This window comes from Sphingobacterium gobiense, from assembly GCF_002980575.1.
Taxonomy (GTDB): domain Bacteria; phylum Bacteroidota; class Bacteroidia; order Sphingobacteriales; family Sphingobacteriaceae; genus Sphingobacterium; species Sphingobacterium gobiense.
In genome coordinates this window covers 165,742-183,683 of record NZ_PVBS01000004.1, presented here as the reverse complement: position 1 = coordinate 183,683, position 17,942 = coordinate 165,742, and the positions used below count along the sequence as shown (strand labels likewise).

Here is a 17,942-nt window from a genome sequence, read left to right as displayed (position 1 = left end):
AGTTTTAGAAAGTTACTTTTAGTCCCAGATTATATGATCTCACCAACGGATACAGCCCGTAATCTACCCCTGGCGTCAAATTGCCTCGTTGATCGTAATCTGGTTCAGGGTTATATCCTTTGTATTTGGTTATCGTGAAAGGATTGTCCACGCTCGCATAGATGCGTACACCGGCCAATGTCCACTTCTGCGCAATATCGGCCGGCAGCGAATATCCAAGCAAGATGTTAGTCATCCGTAGGTAGGATCCGTCTTGCAGGTAAAACGTCGATAACCGGGTGCTGTTACTTTGTGTACCTCCACGTGATGCGCGGTACACTTTACCATTGCCTGGATCCTGGGGAGACCGATACCGTTGGGCAACATCGGCATATTGATTCCCCGAACCTTCCATATTATAGAGGTAATAGTCATACCCATCAAGCACCTGATTGCCCTGCGAGCCGTTGAACGACGCACGGATGTCAAAATGCTTATAGCGCGCATCAAAAGCGAATCCATACGTAAAGTCCGGATGCGGATTACCAATGATCCGCTTATCCTCATCATTGACGATACCATTGCCATCAACATCTTCAAAATATAGATCGCCCGGTTGCAACGGTGTAGAGGACGCCGCCGATGGAGCTACCGTTTGGTAATTTTCCTCATTGGCTATGCCTAACACTTTAAATCCGTAGAACATTCCGATAGGGCTACCTTCTTGCGTGATATGGGTAAGATAGGAGCGTTCCGCGCCGTTTGTTATAATCGTCGAAGCGCCTCCCAGGTCCAGTACCTTATTCCGGTTCACATTGATATTTCCACTGAATCCCAGACTGAAATTTGCCTTTCTGATAAGCGCCGCGTCGACCTGTATATCAAAACCTCTGTTTTCCACTTTACTATTGGGCAGATTGGTCAAAATCGTTGTCGCGCCAGACACTGCCGTTATAGGCTGATTGAACAGGAGATTGGATGAGCGACTCAGGTAAAAATTAGTGATTACGTTCAGTCTATTGTTCAGTATGCCTACATCCAGTCCCAGGTTGGTCTGTGCTGTGGTTTCCCAACTTAGATTTGGATCCCGAAGGTCGTCAGGCCAGTAACCGGTGGCTACTTTATCGCCGATGATGACTCCACCCGGTGTATTGTACGCCGTGATGGCGCGATAATCGCCAATATTATTGTTACCACTCTTACCCCAACTTCCCCGCAATTTTAAACTAGATCCAGTTCCCAACCAGGAGTTATAAAAATCCTCATTGGAAATTGTCCATCCCGCGGATACCGAAGGGAATGAACCCCATTTACTGTTTGGTCCAAATCGAGAGGATCCATCCCGTCGAAAGCTTGCGGAAATAAAGTATCTGGAATCGTACGCGTAGTTCACACGCCCAAAATAAGACTGCATCGTCGTTCTCGTTTTATAGGTATCATTCGGCAACAACTCAAAAAATGAGGGGTCTGCTCCTTTATGTGTTATCTCAGGCACCGCATCACTTTCAAACCCTCTTGCACGCACCCCGACATAGTCCAGATCCGTTTGCTGTGCGGAGTAACCCAACAAGCCCATCACTTCGTGTTTATCCGCAAAGGTTTTGCTATAGTTCAGTGTCGTCTCCAATAACTTGTCCAACGAACTATTGGTCAACGCGTCTGCATACGCCGCGGTTTTCGCCTGATCTGAATAAGGTCTATAGTTTCCGTTCGAGATGCTAACGGGACGATAATAGTCGTACTTTTCTTCGTGCGTGGACAAACCGCCATTCACTTTAAAATGTAAACCTTCCATCATCCTGAAATCGGCGAATGCGTTGTACAACCCCTTTTTTTGTTTGCGGTTGTTTCTTATTTTCGTGACGTAAGCTAAAGGGTTCTCCGGGTTTTGGATCCCATAATTATTAGCACTGAAGCCTGCCATAAGATATTGCGCGTAAGAGCCATCTTCATTATAAGCAGGCAACGTTGGCAAGTAGATTAACGCTGCCATCGATGGGCTCCGATCATAGCGTCCGGTCGTCACTTCGTTATTATCGTTGTAGGTATACGAAACATTCGCGCCAAAGGTGAGCCAATCCTTCACTTTCGTATCTACATTTGTACGGAAATTGAATACCTGCTGGCCCGTTCCGAGCATAATTCCATCCTGGTTTTGGTACGATCCGCTCACAAAATATCGGTTCTTTTCATTGCCACCCGATACGGAGACATTATGGCGTTGAAAGGGGGCATTGCGATAAAGTTCGTCCTGCCAGTCGGTATTGTATTTTGCTGGCTTTGCCGTTCCAGTAGCGAAATCGTAGTAGTCCTCGGGTATGGAGACTGATCCCGCATTGCCCACATTAGCGACGCGCTGCGCGTTGGTGTCAAAACGCCGTGCATCTGTCCATTCCATACCTCTGCTCATCAATAGATCTTTATACGAATTATTGCGGCCATCGATAATCAGGTCGATAAATTCGTCAGCATCCAATAGATCGATTTTTTTGGAGAGCTGACCGAAGCCCGCTAATACTTCGTAATCAACATTATTTTTCCCCTGTTTGCCTCTTTTGGTGGTAATCAAGACTACTCCGCCCGCCGCTCTCGATCCGTAGATGGCTGCGGAAGCAGCGTCTTTCAATACATCGATGGATTCAATATCATTTGGGTTTATATTTAGATTATTCCCCGCGGGATAGCCGTCTATAACGTAAAGTGGATCCGAACTGGCATTTACAGACCCTATACCACGTACCCGAATCTTGGTGCCGTCGTACGGAGCTCCACTAGTCTGCGAAACTTGCACACCGGCTAGCTTGCCCACTAAAGCTTGCGAAAGTTTTGGGGCGGTCAAATTAAGCTCTTCTGCTTTTACATTTGAAATAGCCCCGGTCAAATCGGATTTTCGAACGGTTTGATAACCAATGGAGACGGTCACCTCTTCCAAGGTATTCTCCTGACTATGCAACTGGAAAAGGTTACCTGAGGGCTGCTGTATCGGTTGCACCAGTGTCTGGTAACCGACAAAACTTACCTGAAGGTCATCGCCAACCGTACCTGCAATGGCAAAAATACCGCTGTCATCCGAACGTACGACAGTTTGTGTCGATAGATTGGTAATAGATGCGCCAACAACCGATTCGCCGGCCTGATTGATGACCTGCCCGGTGATCGTACCTTGCTGCTGCAACCTACTGCTTATCGATTGATGAGCGATATTTGCCTTTGTTAAAATTGGAGAGAGGAAAACTGCACATAAAACCAATGCTACCTTACTAAAATTGCTTCGCATATCCTTATTTTAATTCCGTAAATTATGGAGGCAATGTTAGGATATACATATTAAGTAAAGATCAACACAATATTATAGTTGCATTATTAACCTTCGAAACAAAAACGTTTTCATAGACTGCCAAGCTGGAATACTAATAGTGCTTAATAAAATATCATACTCGCCATGGCACAGTTCTTGTCACAATGCCGATACGTATTTTAAAAAAAACAGTATCGTTAAAACAAACAACAGTAAATTATGTGTGGAATCGTAGGCTACGTAGGTAGCAAACCTGCTTACCCTGTACTAATCTCAGGGTTAAAGCGCCTGGAATATAGAGGATACGACAGCGCTGGCGTCGCCCTGCTTGTCGATGGAAATCTGCAGGTGTTCAAAAAAGAAGGCAAAGTAGCTGCCTTGGAAGGGGTGGTAGGTGAGCAACAACCACTATCCAAGATTGGTATCGGCCACACCCGCTGGGCTACGCACGGCGAACCCTGCGACCGCAACGCGCACCCCCATCTCTCCAACGACGGCTCCATTGCGATGATCCATAATGGAATTATTGAAAACTACGCCCAGTTAAAGGCAGAGCTAGAAAAGAAAGGTTATACCTTTGCGAGCGATACCGACTCGGAAGTATTGGTTAATTTTATCGCCGATATCCGTATGAACAATAAGTGCTCGTTAGAAGAAGCCGTTCGGATAGCCTTGAAACGCATTACGGGTGCTTATGTGATTCTGCTTCTGGACAACGACATGCCAGACACCATCATAGCTGCCAGGAAAGGATCGCCTTTGGTAATCGGCGTGGGCGAAAATGAGCATTTCTTAGGTTCAGATGCATCCCCTATGCTGGCCTATACAAAAGACGTCGTGTATATAAACGACTACGAAATGGTGATTGTCCGTCCGGACGAACTCATCTTGAAGAATTTAGTTAACGAAAAATTAACGCCGTTCGTGCAACGCTTGGACTTGGATTTAGCCGCGATCGAAAAGAGCGGTTATGAGCACTTTATGCTCAAAGAAATCTTCGAACAGCCGCAGACGATATTCGACTCCTTCCGCGGACGACTAGATGTGGAACAGGCTATGTTGACCCTGAGCGGGTTGGACGCTATAAAAGATAAATTGCTAGCAGCGCGCCGCATTATCATCGTGGCCTGTGGCACCAGCTGGCACGCCGGCCTTTTGGCAGAATACCTGATCGAAGAGCTTTGCCGCGTAAATGTGGAGGTGGAATATGCGTCGGAATTCCGCTACCGAAATCCGATTATCGACGAAAACGATGTCATTATTGCCGTGTCCCAGAGTGGCGAAACCGCCGATACGCTGGTGGCGTTAGAGAATGCAAAAAAACAAGGAGCCACTATTTTCGGTATTGTGAATGTCGTAGGGTCCTCTATCGCACGGATGGCCGATGCAGGGGCCTATACACACGCCGGACCCGAGATTGGTGTCGCGAGTACGAAAGCTTTTACAGCACAACTTGTCGTATTGGAACTTTTCGCGCTGAAGCTTGCGCAGATGAAAGGGACCGCCAGTCCAGAACGTTTGCGTCAACTGATCGCGGCCTTGCACGCCGTTCCAGAACAGGTGCAATGGATATTAGACAACCAATTGGACAATATCAAGCGGATCGCTACCAAATATAAAGATGCACGCGATTTTCTCTTCTTAGGAAGAGGTTATAATTTCCCGATCGCACTCGAGGGAGCCCTAAAACTAAAGGAAATTTCATATATACACGCCGAAGGCTATCCGGCGGCAGAAATGAAACATGGCCCAATCGCGTTGGTAGATGAGCATCTGCCGGTGGTATTCGTGGCTACACAAGACCCATTCTACGAGAAGGTTGTCAGCAATATGCAGGAAATCAAAGCTAGAAAAGGCCGCTTGATCGCCGTTGTATCCGAAGGTGACGAAATGGCAGAGCAGTTGGCCGAGGACGTAATAACAGTGCCAAAATCGGATGAATTGATTTCACCGCTATTGGCTGTCGTTCCTTTGCAGCTACTATCCTATTACGTGGGTATAGAATTACAAGTAGATGTAGATAAGCCACGGAACTTAGCGAAATCTGTAACAGTAGAATAACCTATGGGAAAAATTCAGAAGAGAACAGTATCCGACTTCGGCTACGGCTTCGTGGATGCTCCCTATCTATCAGCAGGAGAATCGGAATATAGCAGGCGCTTTGAACAACAAAAGGATACGATTGCCTATCGCCCTTTAACAGAACAGGAAAAGCAGCTCCTAATTCGCAATGGCAATTATGCTGCGAACTGGGATAACGTTAAGGTGACGGCACATTTCCTCCCGGACATGATCCGAAATTCATCCTTTTCCGGCTTGGTTCGGATTGGCGACATGACACCTTCTGTACTGGAACATAAAGGATTGGAGCTACCAGTGGGCATCTATAACAGCCACATTGTGAGTTGTGATATCGGTCCAGATGCGGCCGTCCACAACGTCAAATACCTGGCACACTTTATATTGGAAAGGGAAGTGATGCTTTCTTCCATTGACGAAATGTTAACCAGCCCTGTAGCGAAGTTTGGAAATGGCATCGTAAAAGAGGGAGAGCAAGAAGAGCAACGTATCGTGCTGGAGCTGTGTAACGAGAATGGTAAACGAGCAGTTACGGCTTTTGAGGGTATGCAAGCATCAGATGCCTATCTCTGGACCCGATACCGCGATGATGATATCCTTCAACGTCGCTTTCAGGAAATCACCGATAAAAAATTTGATCGGCGAAGAGGGTATTACAGCGTCGTCGGTGAGGGTGTAGTCATAAAAAATTCCAAGACCATCAAAGATGTCCACATTGGCGCCTACGCCTACATCAAAGGCATCAATAAACTAAAGAATGTAACGGTAAACTCACGCGCCGATGCCATCACGCAGATTGGCGAGGGCTGTGAACTCGTAAATGGTATTATCGGTTTCGGTTGCCGCGTTTTTTACGGTGTGAAAGCAGTCCGTTTTTTTCTTTCCTCATTTTCGCAATTGAAATACGGCGCACGCTTGATCAACTCCTTCTTGGGCGACAATTCAACAATCTCCTGTTGCGAAGTGCTTAATGCGCTGATCTTCCCTGCGCACGAGCAACATCACAACAACTCCTTCTTATGTGCTGCGTTGGTAAAAGGACAGAGCAACATGGCGGCGGGAGCTACCGTGGGCTCTAACCACAACTCCCGGGGGGCAGACGGCGAGATTATTGCCGAACGCGGATTCTGGCCAGGCTTATGCGTCAGCTTGAAGCATAACTCCCGCTTTGCCGCTTATACGTTACTTGTAAAGGGAGATTTCCTGTATGAGTTGGATATCCGGCTTCCCTTTTCATTGGTCAGTTTAGATCTGAAGAACGACCGTTTAGTGCTGTTACCGGGCTATTGGTTTTTATACAATGCCTATGCACTGATGCGGAATACGGATAAATTTGCCGGCCGAGACAATAGAAAGTTAAAAAACCAGTACTTTGAATACGATATTCTGGCACCAGACACCGTAAACGCGATGTTTGAAGGCCTAGAGATTATCGAATTGGCCGTAGGCAAATCTTTGTCCGGAAAATCAGGCTTAAACGATATGGCGTATCGCGAAATAGGGCAATCCGTCCTGCTTAGCAACCAACCTACTCCGTTGGGCGAAGTACTGATTGAGGGGGTAGAATGCTCAAAACGGGATGTCGTGCTTGCAAAACCTTACGAAGCTTATCAAGTATATAGGCGCATGATTGCCTACTATGCAGGATCGGAGATTATGACTGCGCTCGATCGCGTTTCGATGGGCGAATTCCTATTATTGCTTGACACCCTCGGGGATACAGGTCGTGCCACATTCGATAATGTCGGCGGACAGCTGGTGGACGTGGAGGAACTCCAAGGGGTATTGGAACGCCTGAAAACAGGCGAAATAGATTCTTGGGAAGAGATTCATAGTTGGTATCACGAAACCAGCGCTTCTTATCCGATGACACGTCTGCAGCATGCACTGGCATCTTATGCGGAGCTGCAAGGCGGAGCGCCGTGGCAAAATGAGCATGACTTGGAGTGGCTATTGCATTTGCTGCACGATACGCTGGAAACAAAAAAATGGTTATGTACCCAAATTTTTCGGTCCAGGGAAAAGGACTATACTAACCCTTTCCGCAAAATGGTATATGGCAACGACAACGAGATGGATAAGGTCGTCGGTGCACTACACGATAATGCCTTTATCAGAAAGCAGGAACAAGAATGCCAAACGATGGAAACGACGATTAATAACATCATTCTAGAACTAAAAAAAATAAAGAATCATGCTGAATAAGAGACCTACGCTGGTCATCTTAGCGGCTGGTATGGCCAGCCGTTATGGATCGGCTAAACAGGTGGACGGGTTTGGTCCCAACCAAGAGAAAATTATTGATTATTCCATTTACGACGCCATCAAAGCGGGATTCGGAAAAGTCGTTTTTGTAATTCGCGAGGAATTTCTCGACATCATGAAAGAAAACTTCGATGATAAACTACGCGGCAAAATTGACGTCGCCTATGCTTTTCAGGATTTTAACCTGCGCAAGTTCGGGATCGACCTTGATATCGAACGCCAGAAGCCGTGGGGAACGGGACATGCTGTGATGAGCGCCGAGCATGAGATCGATGGGCCGTTTTGTGTAATCAATGCCGATGACTTTTATGGTTATGAAGCATTCGAAAAAATGAGCCAATTTTTGCAGCGCGACGTAGCAGACGATAAAATGGCCATGGTGGGCTTTGAGGTCGGTAAGACGTTGTCTGATTATGGGTATGTTTCCCGTGGCGTATGCGATGTAGATCAGAACGGCTATATGCGCAGCGTGACCGAGCGAACCAATATTTATCGCCGATACACCGACCAAGAGGAGCACATTGTCTTTGAAGAAGGTGGCACGGAACATGAGTTAGCCCCTGACGCACGCGTCTCCATGAATTTCTGGGGTTTTTCCCCGAAGGTACTTGAGGTGGCCCGGGCTCTTTTCCCCGAGTTTGTGGAGAAGCATAAGGAAAATCCAAAAGCTGAATTTTTTATCCCTGATATCCCTGACTACATGGTGAAACAGGGCATGGCAAGCTGCGCAGTTTTACCCACTTCCGCTAAATGGTTCGGTGTGACCTACAAGGAAGATAAAGAGGTGGTAAAAGAGCGTATTGCTTTCTTAGTCGCTAATGGAGCGTACCCACCGGCGGTATGGGAAGCCAAAAAACAGGTGGATGCTGATCTTTATTTGGATTATTGATCTTCGGATCCATCCAGAGCACGTTTAATTTTTATATTCAATTTGTCAAATTCGGCCGATGTAAACACTGTTTTACATCGGCCGAAAAAGGTAAAATGAGTTACTCGGGCTTTGTTTAAGATGTGTCGAGTTGAGCTAATAAAGAAAACCAAAAAGCCAAAGCGGGATTTTACGCGAAGTTCCATATTCCAGATCATCGATGGCAAGATAAGCCTCTGGCTCATCGGCGATCTGTTTGAAAGTCTTATTTTTACCGCCGACTTCAAAGGTATATTTTTGTTCAACCAAAAAGTCACCCATTTTAGGGTAGGACACGCGATAGCCTGCACCACTGAGCTGTGTGTAGAAAAATGTCTCTCTCAAATTGCCCGAATTAGCTTGCCCTTCTGCCAGCGCCATGATTAGGCTATTGTTGTGAAGAAAAACTTTTTCAGGCTTATTCATGAGGCTGATGCCAAAGGAAGAGCTGCGTAAGTTGCGGATCAGCTGCGCCTTTTCAAGAAGTTCCAACATATCCAGCAATCTGTTTCGAGAAGTGGATATTTGTTCAGCCAAACGCGTGATATTCGGTGTAAAGGGAACTGCCGTCGATATGATATAAAGCAATTTTTTCAACTTAGCCAATGTGCTGACTTCCATCGGTCGTGCTTCTGGAAGATCGTAATCAATAATAACGTTGATCAGCTGCTGGATACGCATGAGATATCCGGATTCTCCCTCTTTAAAAAAGGGGTACGCTCCGTATGTCAGATATTCTCGAAAAAATTTTAATGGAGAGGTCACAGATTTTTTGATGTCGTCTACTATAGCTTGATGATTTTCTAACAAATCGTGTAGCTGATATTCCGGAAGGGCGACACCTGTTTTGAGGGCAACAAACTCCCGAAGAGATAGCTCAGGCAAATGATAGCGTAACAGACGTCGGCTAAGGTCCGCATTGGATTGTTGTAAAGCCAATATGGATGAGCCAGACACCACAATGTGGAGTTGTGGTTTGAAGTCATATAAATTCTTCACCTCCGTTTGCCAATCGGCATATTTATGCACCTCATCTAAAAAAAGGTATCTTCCGCCTTCCTGATAAAAGCGTTCCGCAACAGACAGCAGGCTATGTTGCTTGAAATATAGATCATCCAAGGAGAGATATAGTGTCAAATGGAGAGGCAGCGTAGACTTGATATGCTGTAGCATAAGGGTAGATTTGCCCGTACCTCTCGCTCCCTCAATGCATACAGCACGCGCATCCCAATTGATTTTATTGCTCAATCCACGGACAAAACTGATATCAGTCTGTTGCAGTAAATCTCTGTATTTGTTAATTAACGCTTCCATTGTATCGTCAAAGGTACGAAATTAACCTTAAAACGTATCGTGGACGATACGTTTTTATACCGATATCGTATCGTAAGCGATACACCAAGTCTACTTAGTACTCCTGTTGCTTAATACTCCTGCTGAAATCTTCTAAACGATGATCGGAGTCCAAAGGTAAATACCGTCGCGTGATGGTAATCTCCACTCACGGTGTTTTTGTTGCGGCGATCGATTAGCCCTACTTCCCAACGCAGGTTATACTTGGGGTTCATCACATATGAAACACGCAGTTCATTGTAAAACAAGTTATTCTGGCTGCCCTGGCCTATACGGAAACCATCTTCGGTGATTTCCTCTTTAAATAAGTCAATTCCAACATTACGGGTGTCCGTCGGGTCTAGTCCGTAGCGCGCAAACATTGTCTGGCCATATACTTCCCATCGGTTCCAACGGTAAGTAGCCATACCCAGTGCCTCCCGGAAATTGGCTCCTCGAGGATGGGCCAAAGCTTCGCCATTACTCGTATAGTTGATGCGATTATTGGGATGTTGATAAGTGTAAGGAGCTGCCTGGTTGTATTCCGCCGTTACATTCAGGTTTGCAACCCCGAACAAATCGTACGTTTTTCCACCCAGTTGAAAAGCCGTTCGGTGGTTGCTGCTACTTCCGAAACCAAACTTCGAAATATCATCGGCATACAGCTGTCCGTAAAAGATGTATTTCTTCCAGGGCTGGAATTTCGCATTTAGTCCCAATCCGCCATTTGTTTTTCCACCCGTGCGTTGGTTATTCTGTGCCCAGATCAAGGAATGAAACAGCCCGATGGATACCTTGTCACTGGCTAAGTAATCGACATACTGGAAGGCCCCATATTTGATTCCCTCCCCCAATCTCGTCGAAAAGGGATCGTTGACATCTGCCAAGCGGGGATTCCGTAAATCATTCATATATGCCCAAATTGAATGGTACTGCCAGCGGCCGACGGTTCCCGATACGCGTGCATGCGTGAAATTATACGGATTGTCTGAAACTAAGACCGAGCGGTATCCCTCGCCGATATGAAGTTTATCGTAGGCTACGGCCACTTGAACGGCATCCGAGAAATGATAGCTCATATTGGCCGTGGCGTTCATCCAGTCGTATTCGGCCGTACGTAGGTTTTTCGAAAAGCCTTGTCCCGGTAGATTACCGTTCCGCTGCGCGGTGCTATCGATAAAACTGGCAAAGCGCCCTTGGTTTTCGTAGAAGCTAACGTATAAAGAAAATTTCTTATTCACGGAGAGCCCTGCCTGCGCGCCACGTGTATTTGTCCACAGTGTTTTACTGTTGGTGCCGCGCTCGCCTCCAATGATGAAATCCGGCATAAAATCCAGGTAAAAGGTATGGTCGTCTTTAGCCACCTCAATCAAGTGCTCATTAAACAGCTTGCGGTACCACCAGCTATTAGCGGTATCTGGCTGCGTGATCGCGTGGCGTGTATCGATATTCGCTCCCACAAATGGTTTAACCGCGGTGTGGGTCAAGCTATCTGGGTATACCTGCTGCATATGGCGTTGGTATTGCTCGTATGAATAGGGCTGGTAATGGATTTGGGAGATGGTTTCCTTGGCAAAAAGGAAGGCTAGGATGAAAAACGTTACGCGTAGATATCTCATATTTTTATGCGGTATAGCCCCAAAAGTAATATTTTATTTAACGGTATCCGCTCGTAACTTCAAAAAGTATACCGTTTTGAATAATTTTTAAGAGAAGGGCTATCTCAAACTTTGAATCATATTTAAACTGCTTGTGCAATTTTGTACGCTATAAAATAAATATGCCCCAAACGATACATCTGGGGCATATACTTATTATCACAAAAATTTACTTCAATCTTTCTTCAATCGCACCCGTAATTTCTTCCTTGGATGCATTGTGCAGCACAATCTTTCCATCAGCGTCTAAAAGCGTATAAGAAGGTAATGCGGGTACCATATACATCGTTCCGATGCGAGATGGCATATTTTTTATTGGAAAGTCATCAGCAACTTGGATCCAAGGCATTTTTTCCACCTCAAGGGCTTTGAACCAAGCATCCCAGTTGTTATCATTGGTGACCGCAACAATCTCGAGACCCTTGTCCTGATACTTCGCGTAGACCTCTTTCCAATGCGGAATCGCTTTTCTACAAGGGACGCACCAGCTCGCCCAAAAGTCTAATAAGACGTGTTTACCACGTAAGGACGAAAGAGCAAACTCCGTGCTATCTGGACGTAGTGCAGTAAAATCAGGCGCACTATTACCCGGCATCAATGCTGAGCGCTTTTTGACGTCTTTGTCCAATAATTTATAATGCGCAGACTGTGTAGCCTCTCCTTCGAATGATGCAACTATCGCTTCCATCTGTTGTAAAGGTAGGCTGGTATTAAAGATATAATGATTGTAAAATAGATAGGGACCTACTACCGATTCAGGATGATCATCGACAAATTTGCCAATCCAATCGATCTCCCAAGCTTGCTGTAACTTGCGGATAGAATCTACTTCTGACCGGACTTCGTCCTGTTCTTTCGCTGTGATGCCGGGTTTCTCGTAGCGGGCATGTATTTCCTTCAGAGCCGACTTAAAAGCCACATTTTTCGCATCATTCTGATAGGATAAATACTGATCGTGACTACTTGAACCTATAACTTGTATCGTTTCTATATTTGCGCCTTTAGCACCTCCGTATTCGCTGTAATCGTAATGAGCAGCACCTGTCGTATCAGCTTCTAATGTTAGGTCGCCATTCTCTATAAAAGCCATAAAGCGCCAGTTGCCCGGTGTTACTAAAAAGCTTAACATTTCGGGATGGGCGAGCTTACCGGAGAATGCGAATGTTCCATCCTTTAATTGAACGCTGTCGAGTGTCTCGGACGTACGATCTTCGTCATTATAACGAATCATTTTCAGCATACCTGTCTCCACCCCGGCAATGGACCCCTTGATATGGTATTCGGTTTTCTCTGCTTGTCCACAGCTTGCCATTACAACGATCGCGATGGCTGGGATAATCCCTTTCTTTATACTCTGTAAACTTATCATGGTAATTAAATAAAGGATTAATTAAATAATTCGTCTAATTTTTTGGCTAACATTTCACCCCGAAGATCCTTTGCAATAATTTTTCCACTAGGATCAACCAACAAGGTACTTGGAATCCCCATGATACCATAATACGTGGACACCTCATTTTTGAACCCTTTTAGATCGGAGACCTGGGTCCAAGGCATCTTGTCTTCCTCGATGGCCTTTTTCCAACGATCTGCATTGTCGTCAAGGGAAACACCCAGCACCGTAAAGTTTTTATCTTTATACAGGTTATATTCTTTCAGTACATTGGGATTCTCAGCACGACATGGCCCACACCAGCTCGCCCAGAAATCGACCAGCACATATTTGCCTTTAAAGTCTTCGAAGATTACCGGATTACCGTTTTGGTCGTTCTGTGTAAAATTAAGCATGGGTTCACCAATTGCGCTGCGCTTTAACACATCCAAACGTTTCACGAGGGCTTGGCCAACTTCTGTATTTCTTTTTTCCGCAGATAGAAGATCAAATACCGGTTTGATATCCTCATAAGCCCCCATCATCGCGCGTTCATTTACCAGATCTAAACTAAAATAGCTATTTGGATGTGCCACAATATAGGCACGCGCACGTTCACGCTTTTGACGACGGAGTTCCCCAATTTTCTCTTCGAGTTCCCGCTGCTCCTCTTCCGTCCCTTTGCCCCACTTCTGATAAAGGGGCATCTCTTGATCTGTTAGGTCCTGCAAATTCTTCTCATACGCAACGGCTTCATCTTGCAGTTTCGAACCGGAAACTTTTAGTGCCCACAGCGAATCTGCGGTTCCAGCTATCTTAATTTGCTCATTGCCTGCCGCAAAGAAACTAAAATACCGGCTTGGGAACATCATACCGATCTTTTGCGGCGTCTTCAAATCGGCGGACCATGTAAAATTACCACCTGCTGTTTCAACAGAATCTTGCTTATACTCGCCGTCAACTAATCGCGTAAATACGATTTGTCCATCTTCCAAACCGGTTATATTACCTGTGATTTCCGCCTTTTGTGCCATCACCGCTCCCGATACCGTCATCATGACGGCTAATAATTTAATTTTGTTCATGATATCACGTTTTTTTATTCAGTCTTTACTTATTCAAATATTTCTGCTAATTTCCTATCCAGATCGTCATCTGTACCGCCATCGCTTCCATAGCGACCGATAATTACTCCTTTGGGATCAATTAATATTTTTGTTGGCAATGTAGCTATTCCATATTGTCCGCCAATGTACAACTCGTTCTTCTCCCCACGACGACGCTTTTCCATATCTTGTCCTGATAATACGTGTTTCCATATGCCGATTTGGTCGTCCTCTACGGCTTTCTTCCAGGCTTCTTTTTTTCCGTCATCGGACGCAATCCCGATGATTTCAAAACCTTTGTCTTTATAAGACGCATAAAGATCCAACAGATGAGGATTGCCTTTTCGGCATGGCACGCACCAAGAAGCCCAAAAATCCAATAACACATACTGACCGCGGTAATCGGATAATCGTAGCTGTTCTCCTCGCAACTCTTTGCCGGCAAATTGAGGGGCTTTTGCTCCTACCGATCCCTTGCGCTTTCCAATGAGCTTTTCGGCAATATAGCGCCCGTTTACGCTCATTTTCGCACCCGCCGATAGGGTATTATATGCAGCTTCGGCTTCGGACAATGGAAGATCACTGAGGCGATGCATCAACTGTTGAGCCGCTGTAAAGCCTCCGGGGAAAACCTGAACAATGCTATCCTGTATCGTATTCAGTTGTTTGGAATACGGTGCCATCTTGGCTTGAACCTCATCCAATTTCTTTCTCGCAGCCTCCACCACTGCAGGATCGCTGTTTTCCCGGTTGGACATCAGAATGGATGTGGCTTTTTGGTATTCTTCATATAACGGTCGCATTTTTTTCTGTACGTCTGCCTGCGCGACATTGAGCGCATATTGCTCTTGATTAGCTATCGAGCCTTGCAAGCTCCCCTGATCGAAATGAGCATAATCGATGTTCAGGGTCATTGCCGATGGCTCCAATATGACCGATAGACTTTTATCAGTAAAGTAGGTTAATTCTCTTTCTGTCGTAATGGTTGCAGCGGTCGGATGTGAAATGGAACCTGAGAAATAAAATTTTCCTGATTCTACCTTCGTACTATCCACCGTGGGCTTTTGGTCACTCTCTCGTTCGTAGTGCAAATAGATTGGAATATTCGTTTTCCCATTTAGCCGTCCATCGATCCGAAATGCCTTGGTTTGCGCTTGCGCAAACACTCCATGTATGCAACATATGAACAATGCTGCAAAACCAAAAATTGGAAATACTTTTTTCATGGATTCTTTATTTATTTATCAAAAACTTCTTTCAATTTCGCATCAAGTTCTGCGTCTGACCCTGCACCACTTGCATAACGACCTATGATCGCACCATCCGGATCGATCAGAATCTTTGTAGGCAAGGTATGCACACCATAGTGTTCTGATATATCTTGTGAACGGTCAAAGGTATTTCCAACCCGTTTCAGACCGCGTAACACATGTTTCCAAATACCAATTTGATCTTTCTCAACCGCTTTCTTCCAAGCCACTTCATCACGATCGTCATCGGATACACCTATTATTTCAAAACCATCTGCTTTGTATTTATTGTATAAATCAATCAGGTGCGGATTACCCTTGCGACAAGGCACACACCAGCTCGCCCAGAAATCGACTAGTACGTACTTCCCCTTAAAATCTGCTAGACTTAATGGTTCGCCGTGGATGTCCTCTTTGGCAAAAACGAATGCTTTACTCCCCGGTGATCCGCTACGCATTTTTTGAATTTCATTCCACACATCCTGTCCAAAGCTGCTATTTTGTACGTCTTTGGTAAATGCGTTGTAATACGCTTCGACTTCTTCCAAAGACATACTCGATACTTTGAACCGTAATAAATACGCCGACACGACTGACCCTGGATTTTGACGTATGAACTCCTCATCGATTCTCCCCATACGCTCTTGGTATGGCGAAAACTGCTCCCGGATCGCCGCACTTTCTTCCTTTAGACTATCCGCTTTCGCTTCTAGCGCTTTCAAAGCTTTATTTGCCTCAGCATACGCAGTGCTTGCTTCCGAATAGCGATCCTGTAAAGGTTTCATCTCCTCTATAATCGGTTTCTTTTGCAATTCTAGAGCAGCATATTTCGCATGCTCCTTTGAACCTGTTAAGATACTTTGATCTAGCTGCTCTTTATTCAAGACGAGTTTCATGGATGTCGGCTCCATAATCATCATAAAATAATTACGAGACCTGGAATCCCGGTTACCCACTGTAATGTAACCAAATGTGGAACCTTCAATGACACCTTCGAAACTAAATTTACCTTCGGCTACTGTTACACTGTCCGAAGTCATCTCGCCTTTAGCCGCTTGACCATAAGTTAGACGGATAACTTCTCCGTTAGCCCCGCCAATCTCTCCCTTTAACTGAAATTTCTTTTGCGCAACTACTGTTGGCATAAGGGCAACTATCGCCACGAATACCAATACCATTTTCTTTTTTACTGTATGCATATCGTCTTTTTTATAAGTTATTTAACGCGGATTTGGCACCAAATTCGGATTGTCTGCAATTTCTTCATCTGGAATCTGCATCAATATCCCCGGATCTGTGGGTTGTACCGTCATTTCTCCAGAACGACCAGATACATAATTACGTACCATGGGAAGACCATTTCGGAACTCATCATAGCTTGCGTGGCCTTCGAATGCCAGCTCAATTTTCCGCTGCTTGAGAATCTCTCTGAATAATACCTCTCCTGAAAGTCCGGAGAGAATTTCCAAGCCTGCGCGCTGCCGAATGGTATTGACATCTGCAAGTGCCTCCGCATCGCGCCCTAGCTTCACGAGCGCCTCTGCCCGGTTCAAATACATTTCAGCAAGCCGCAACACGCGGTACGGAGAACGACTGTATATAGCATCGTAGCCAATGTTGTACTTATTGACCGCGATATTATCATCGGGAAATCCGGGCGTCAGATTTTCCACATAGAAAGCCCAGCGCATGTCCTCCTCTTCCATCAGGGAAAGTAAGTATGGTGATGGCCGATACAAGCCCCCGGTGTAGTTTATTTGCGGGGGCATTTTCCAGCGGCTAGCAATCTGTCCATTCATATATTCCCCATTGATGGCGAAAATATCTTCTTTATTCCCAATATTGCCCGTATCGTAATACGTCCGGTATTCTTCACCTTGCAACAGCGTATATCCGCCTTCGCGAATCACCCGATCAGCGTGCGTAAAGGCTTTTTCGTTGGCTTCGCGATTAGGAGCAGTAAACGTACCGCCTCTATACAATTGCACGCGGGAAAGTAGCGCATCGGCTGCACTCCGGCTGGCATAACTGTTCGATTTCTGCTCTTGCAGCAAAGGCATAGCAGCTTCGAGATCTGCAATAACTTGCTGATACACTTCCTCGACGGAGGCGCGCGCCGGAGCAAAGTCCGGGGATAAATCATCCATCAGCACCAACATGACACCTGGCGAAGTATTTGGTTCCTGATAGTAAGGCTTGCCATAGAGCCGTACGAGATTAAAATACACATAGGCTCTCATAAAAAGTGCTTCTCCTTTGGCCTGCAATATGGTTGGATTGGTTTCCTCAGGAGCTATCCTTCCAAGAATTTTATTGATATGCAGCATCACATTGTAAGCATTGCGCCAATAGGTATAACTATCTGAAAGATCCTTATTGGAAGAGTTGATGTAGTCAAATACGTCCGTTAGTCTATTGATCTGCGCATCCAGGGATTTGATCGTGTTGCCCTTTGCTTCTGAAAAGAAAATCTGTTGATCGGTAAAGCCTCCAACATATGAGGCCTCTGGTCCACTAGCTACCAATGCATAAAGTCCCGTAACCGCCTTACTGTACCCCTCGGGCCGGTCGAACTGTGCGTCCTCAAAAATCACATTGTGTGGGCGGAGTTCATCCAACTGCTTGCCACATCCCACAACAAATAAAATAGTTAGGAAAACCGACACCAAGAATATACGTTGCTTATATATTGTCAT

The 17,942-nt window shown here is 45.6% G+C and carries 11 protein-coding genes; 3 read left to right on the top strand and 8 right to left on the bottom strand.

What is annotated here, in order from left to right; all coding sequences use genetic code 11:
* Nucleotides 1–4: 4 nt before the first annotated feature.
* A complete protein-coding gene (locus tag C5749_RS17085; protein ID WP_105727451.1) occupies nt 5–3,256 on the bottom strand; it encodes a SusC/RagA family TonB-linked outer membrane protein in 3,252 nt (1,083 codons plus the stop codon).
* A gap of 240 nt (nt 3,257–3,496) precedes the next feature.
* Between C5749_RS17085 and glmS the strand changes: the two genes are divergently transcribed.
* The 3 genes from glmS to C5749_RS17070 are packed head-to-tail and all read left to right on the top strand — an operon-like array spanning nt 3,497 to nt 8,510.
* Entirely contained in the window at nt 3,497–5,338 is a 1,842-nt protein-coding gene (gene glmS, locus C5749_RS17080; RefSeq protein WP_105727450.1) for a glutamine--fructose-6-phosphate transaminase (isomerizing), read from the top strand.
* A gap of 3 nt (nt 5,339–5,341) precedes the next feature.
* Nucleotides 5,342–7,561 (top strand): DUF4954 family protein, encoded by a 2,220-nt coding sequence (locus C5749_RS17075; protein WP_105727449.1) that lies wholly within the window; start codon nt 5,342–5,344, stop codon nt 7,559–7,561.
* Nucleotides 7,551–8,510 (top strand): nucleotidyltransferase family protein, encoded by a 960-nt coding sequence (locus tag C5749_RS17070; protein WP_105727448.1) that lies wholly within the window; start codon nt 7,551–7,553, stop codon nt 8,508–8,510. The genes C5749_RS17075 and C5749_RS17070 overlap by 11 nt, the downstream gene beginning before the upstream one ends.
* A gap of 135 nt (nt 8,511–8,645) precedes the next feature.
* Here the strand turns inward: C5749_RS17070 and C5749_RS17065 are convergent, their stop codons facing one another.
* The 7 genes from C5749_RS17065 to C5749_RS17035 form a co-directional block, all read right to left on the bottom strand.
* Nucleotides 8,646–9,842, bottom strand: a complete 1,197-nt coding sequence (locus tag C5749_RS17065) for an ATP-binding protein (RefSeq protein WP_105727447.1) — start codon at nt 9,840–9,842, stop codon at nt 8,646–8,648.
* Nucleotides 9,843–9,952: 110 nt separating this feature from the next.
* The gene (locus C5749_RS17060) at nt 9,953–11,479 is read right to left on the bottom strand and encodes a gliding motility protein RemB (protein ID WP_105727446.1); all 1,527 of its coding nucleotides are present in this window, start codon (nt 11,477–11,479) and stop codon (nt 9,953–9,955) included.
* 208 nt (nt 11,480–11,687) lie between these two features.
* Nucleotides 11,688–12,887: a TlpA disulfide reductase family protein gene (locus C5749_RS17055; RefSeq protein ID WP_105727445.1), complete on the bottom strand. Its 1,200-nt coding sequence runs from the start codon at nt 12,885–12,887 to the stop codon at nt 11,688–11,690.
* 17 nt (nt 12,888–12,904) lie between these two features.
* Nucleotides 12,905–13,975 carry a TlpA disulfide reductase family protein gene (locus tag C5749_RS17050; RefSeq protein ID WP_105727444.1) on the bottom strand — a complete coding sequence of 357 codons (1,071 nt, stop codon included), beginning with the start codon at nt 13,973–13,975 and terminating at the stop codon, nt 12,905–12,907.
* 29 nt (nt 13,976–14,004) lie between these two features.
* Nucleotides 14,005–15,222 carry a TlpA disulfide reductase family protein gene (locus tag C5749_RS17045; protein WP_105727443.1) on the bottom strand — a complete coding sequence of 406 codons (1,218 nt, stop codon included), beginning with the start codon at nt 15,220–15,222 and terminating at the stop codon, nt 14,005–14,007.
* Between the two features lie 11 nt (nt 15,223–15,233).
* The gene (locus C5749_RS17040; RefSeq protein WP_105727442.1) at nt 15,234–16,445 is read right to left on the bottom strand and encodes a TlpA disulfide reductase family protein; all 1,212 of its coding nucleotides are present in this window, start codon (nt 16,443–16,445) and stop codon (nt 15,234–15,236) included.
* A 21-nt stretch (nt 16,446–16,466) separates the two neighbouring features.
* Nucleotides 16,467–17,942, bottom strand: a complete 1,476-nt coding sequence (locus C5749_RS17035) for a RagB/SusD family nutrient uptake outer membrane protein (RefSeq protein WP_181151503.1) — start codon at nt 17,940–17,942, stop codon at nt 16,467–16,469.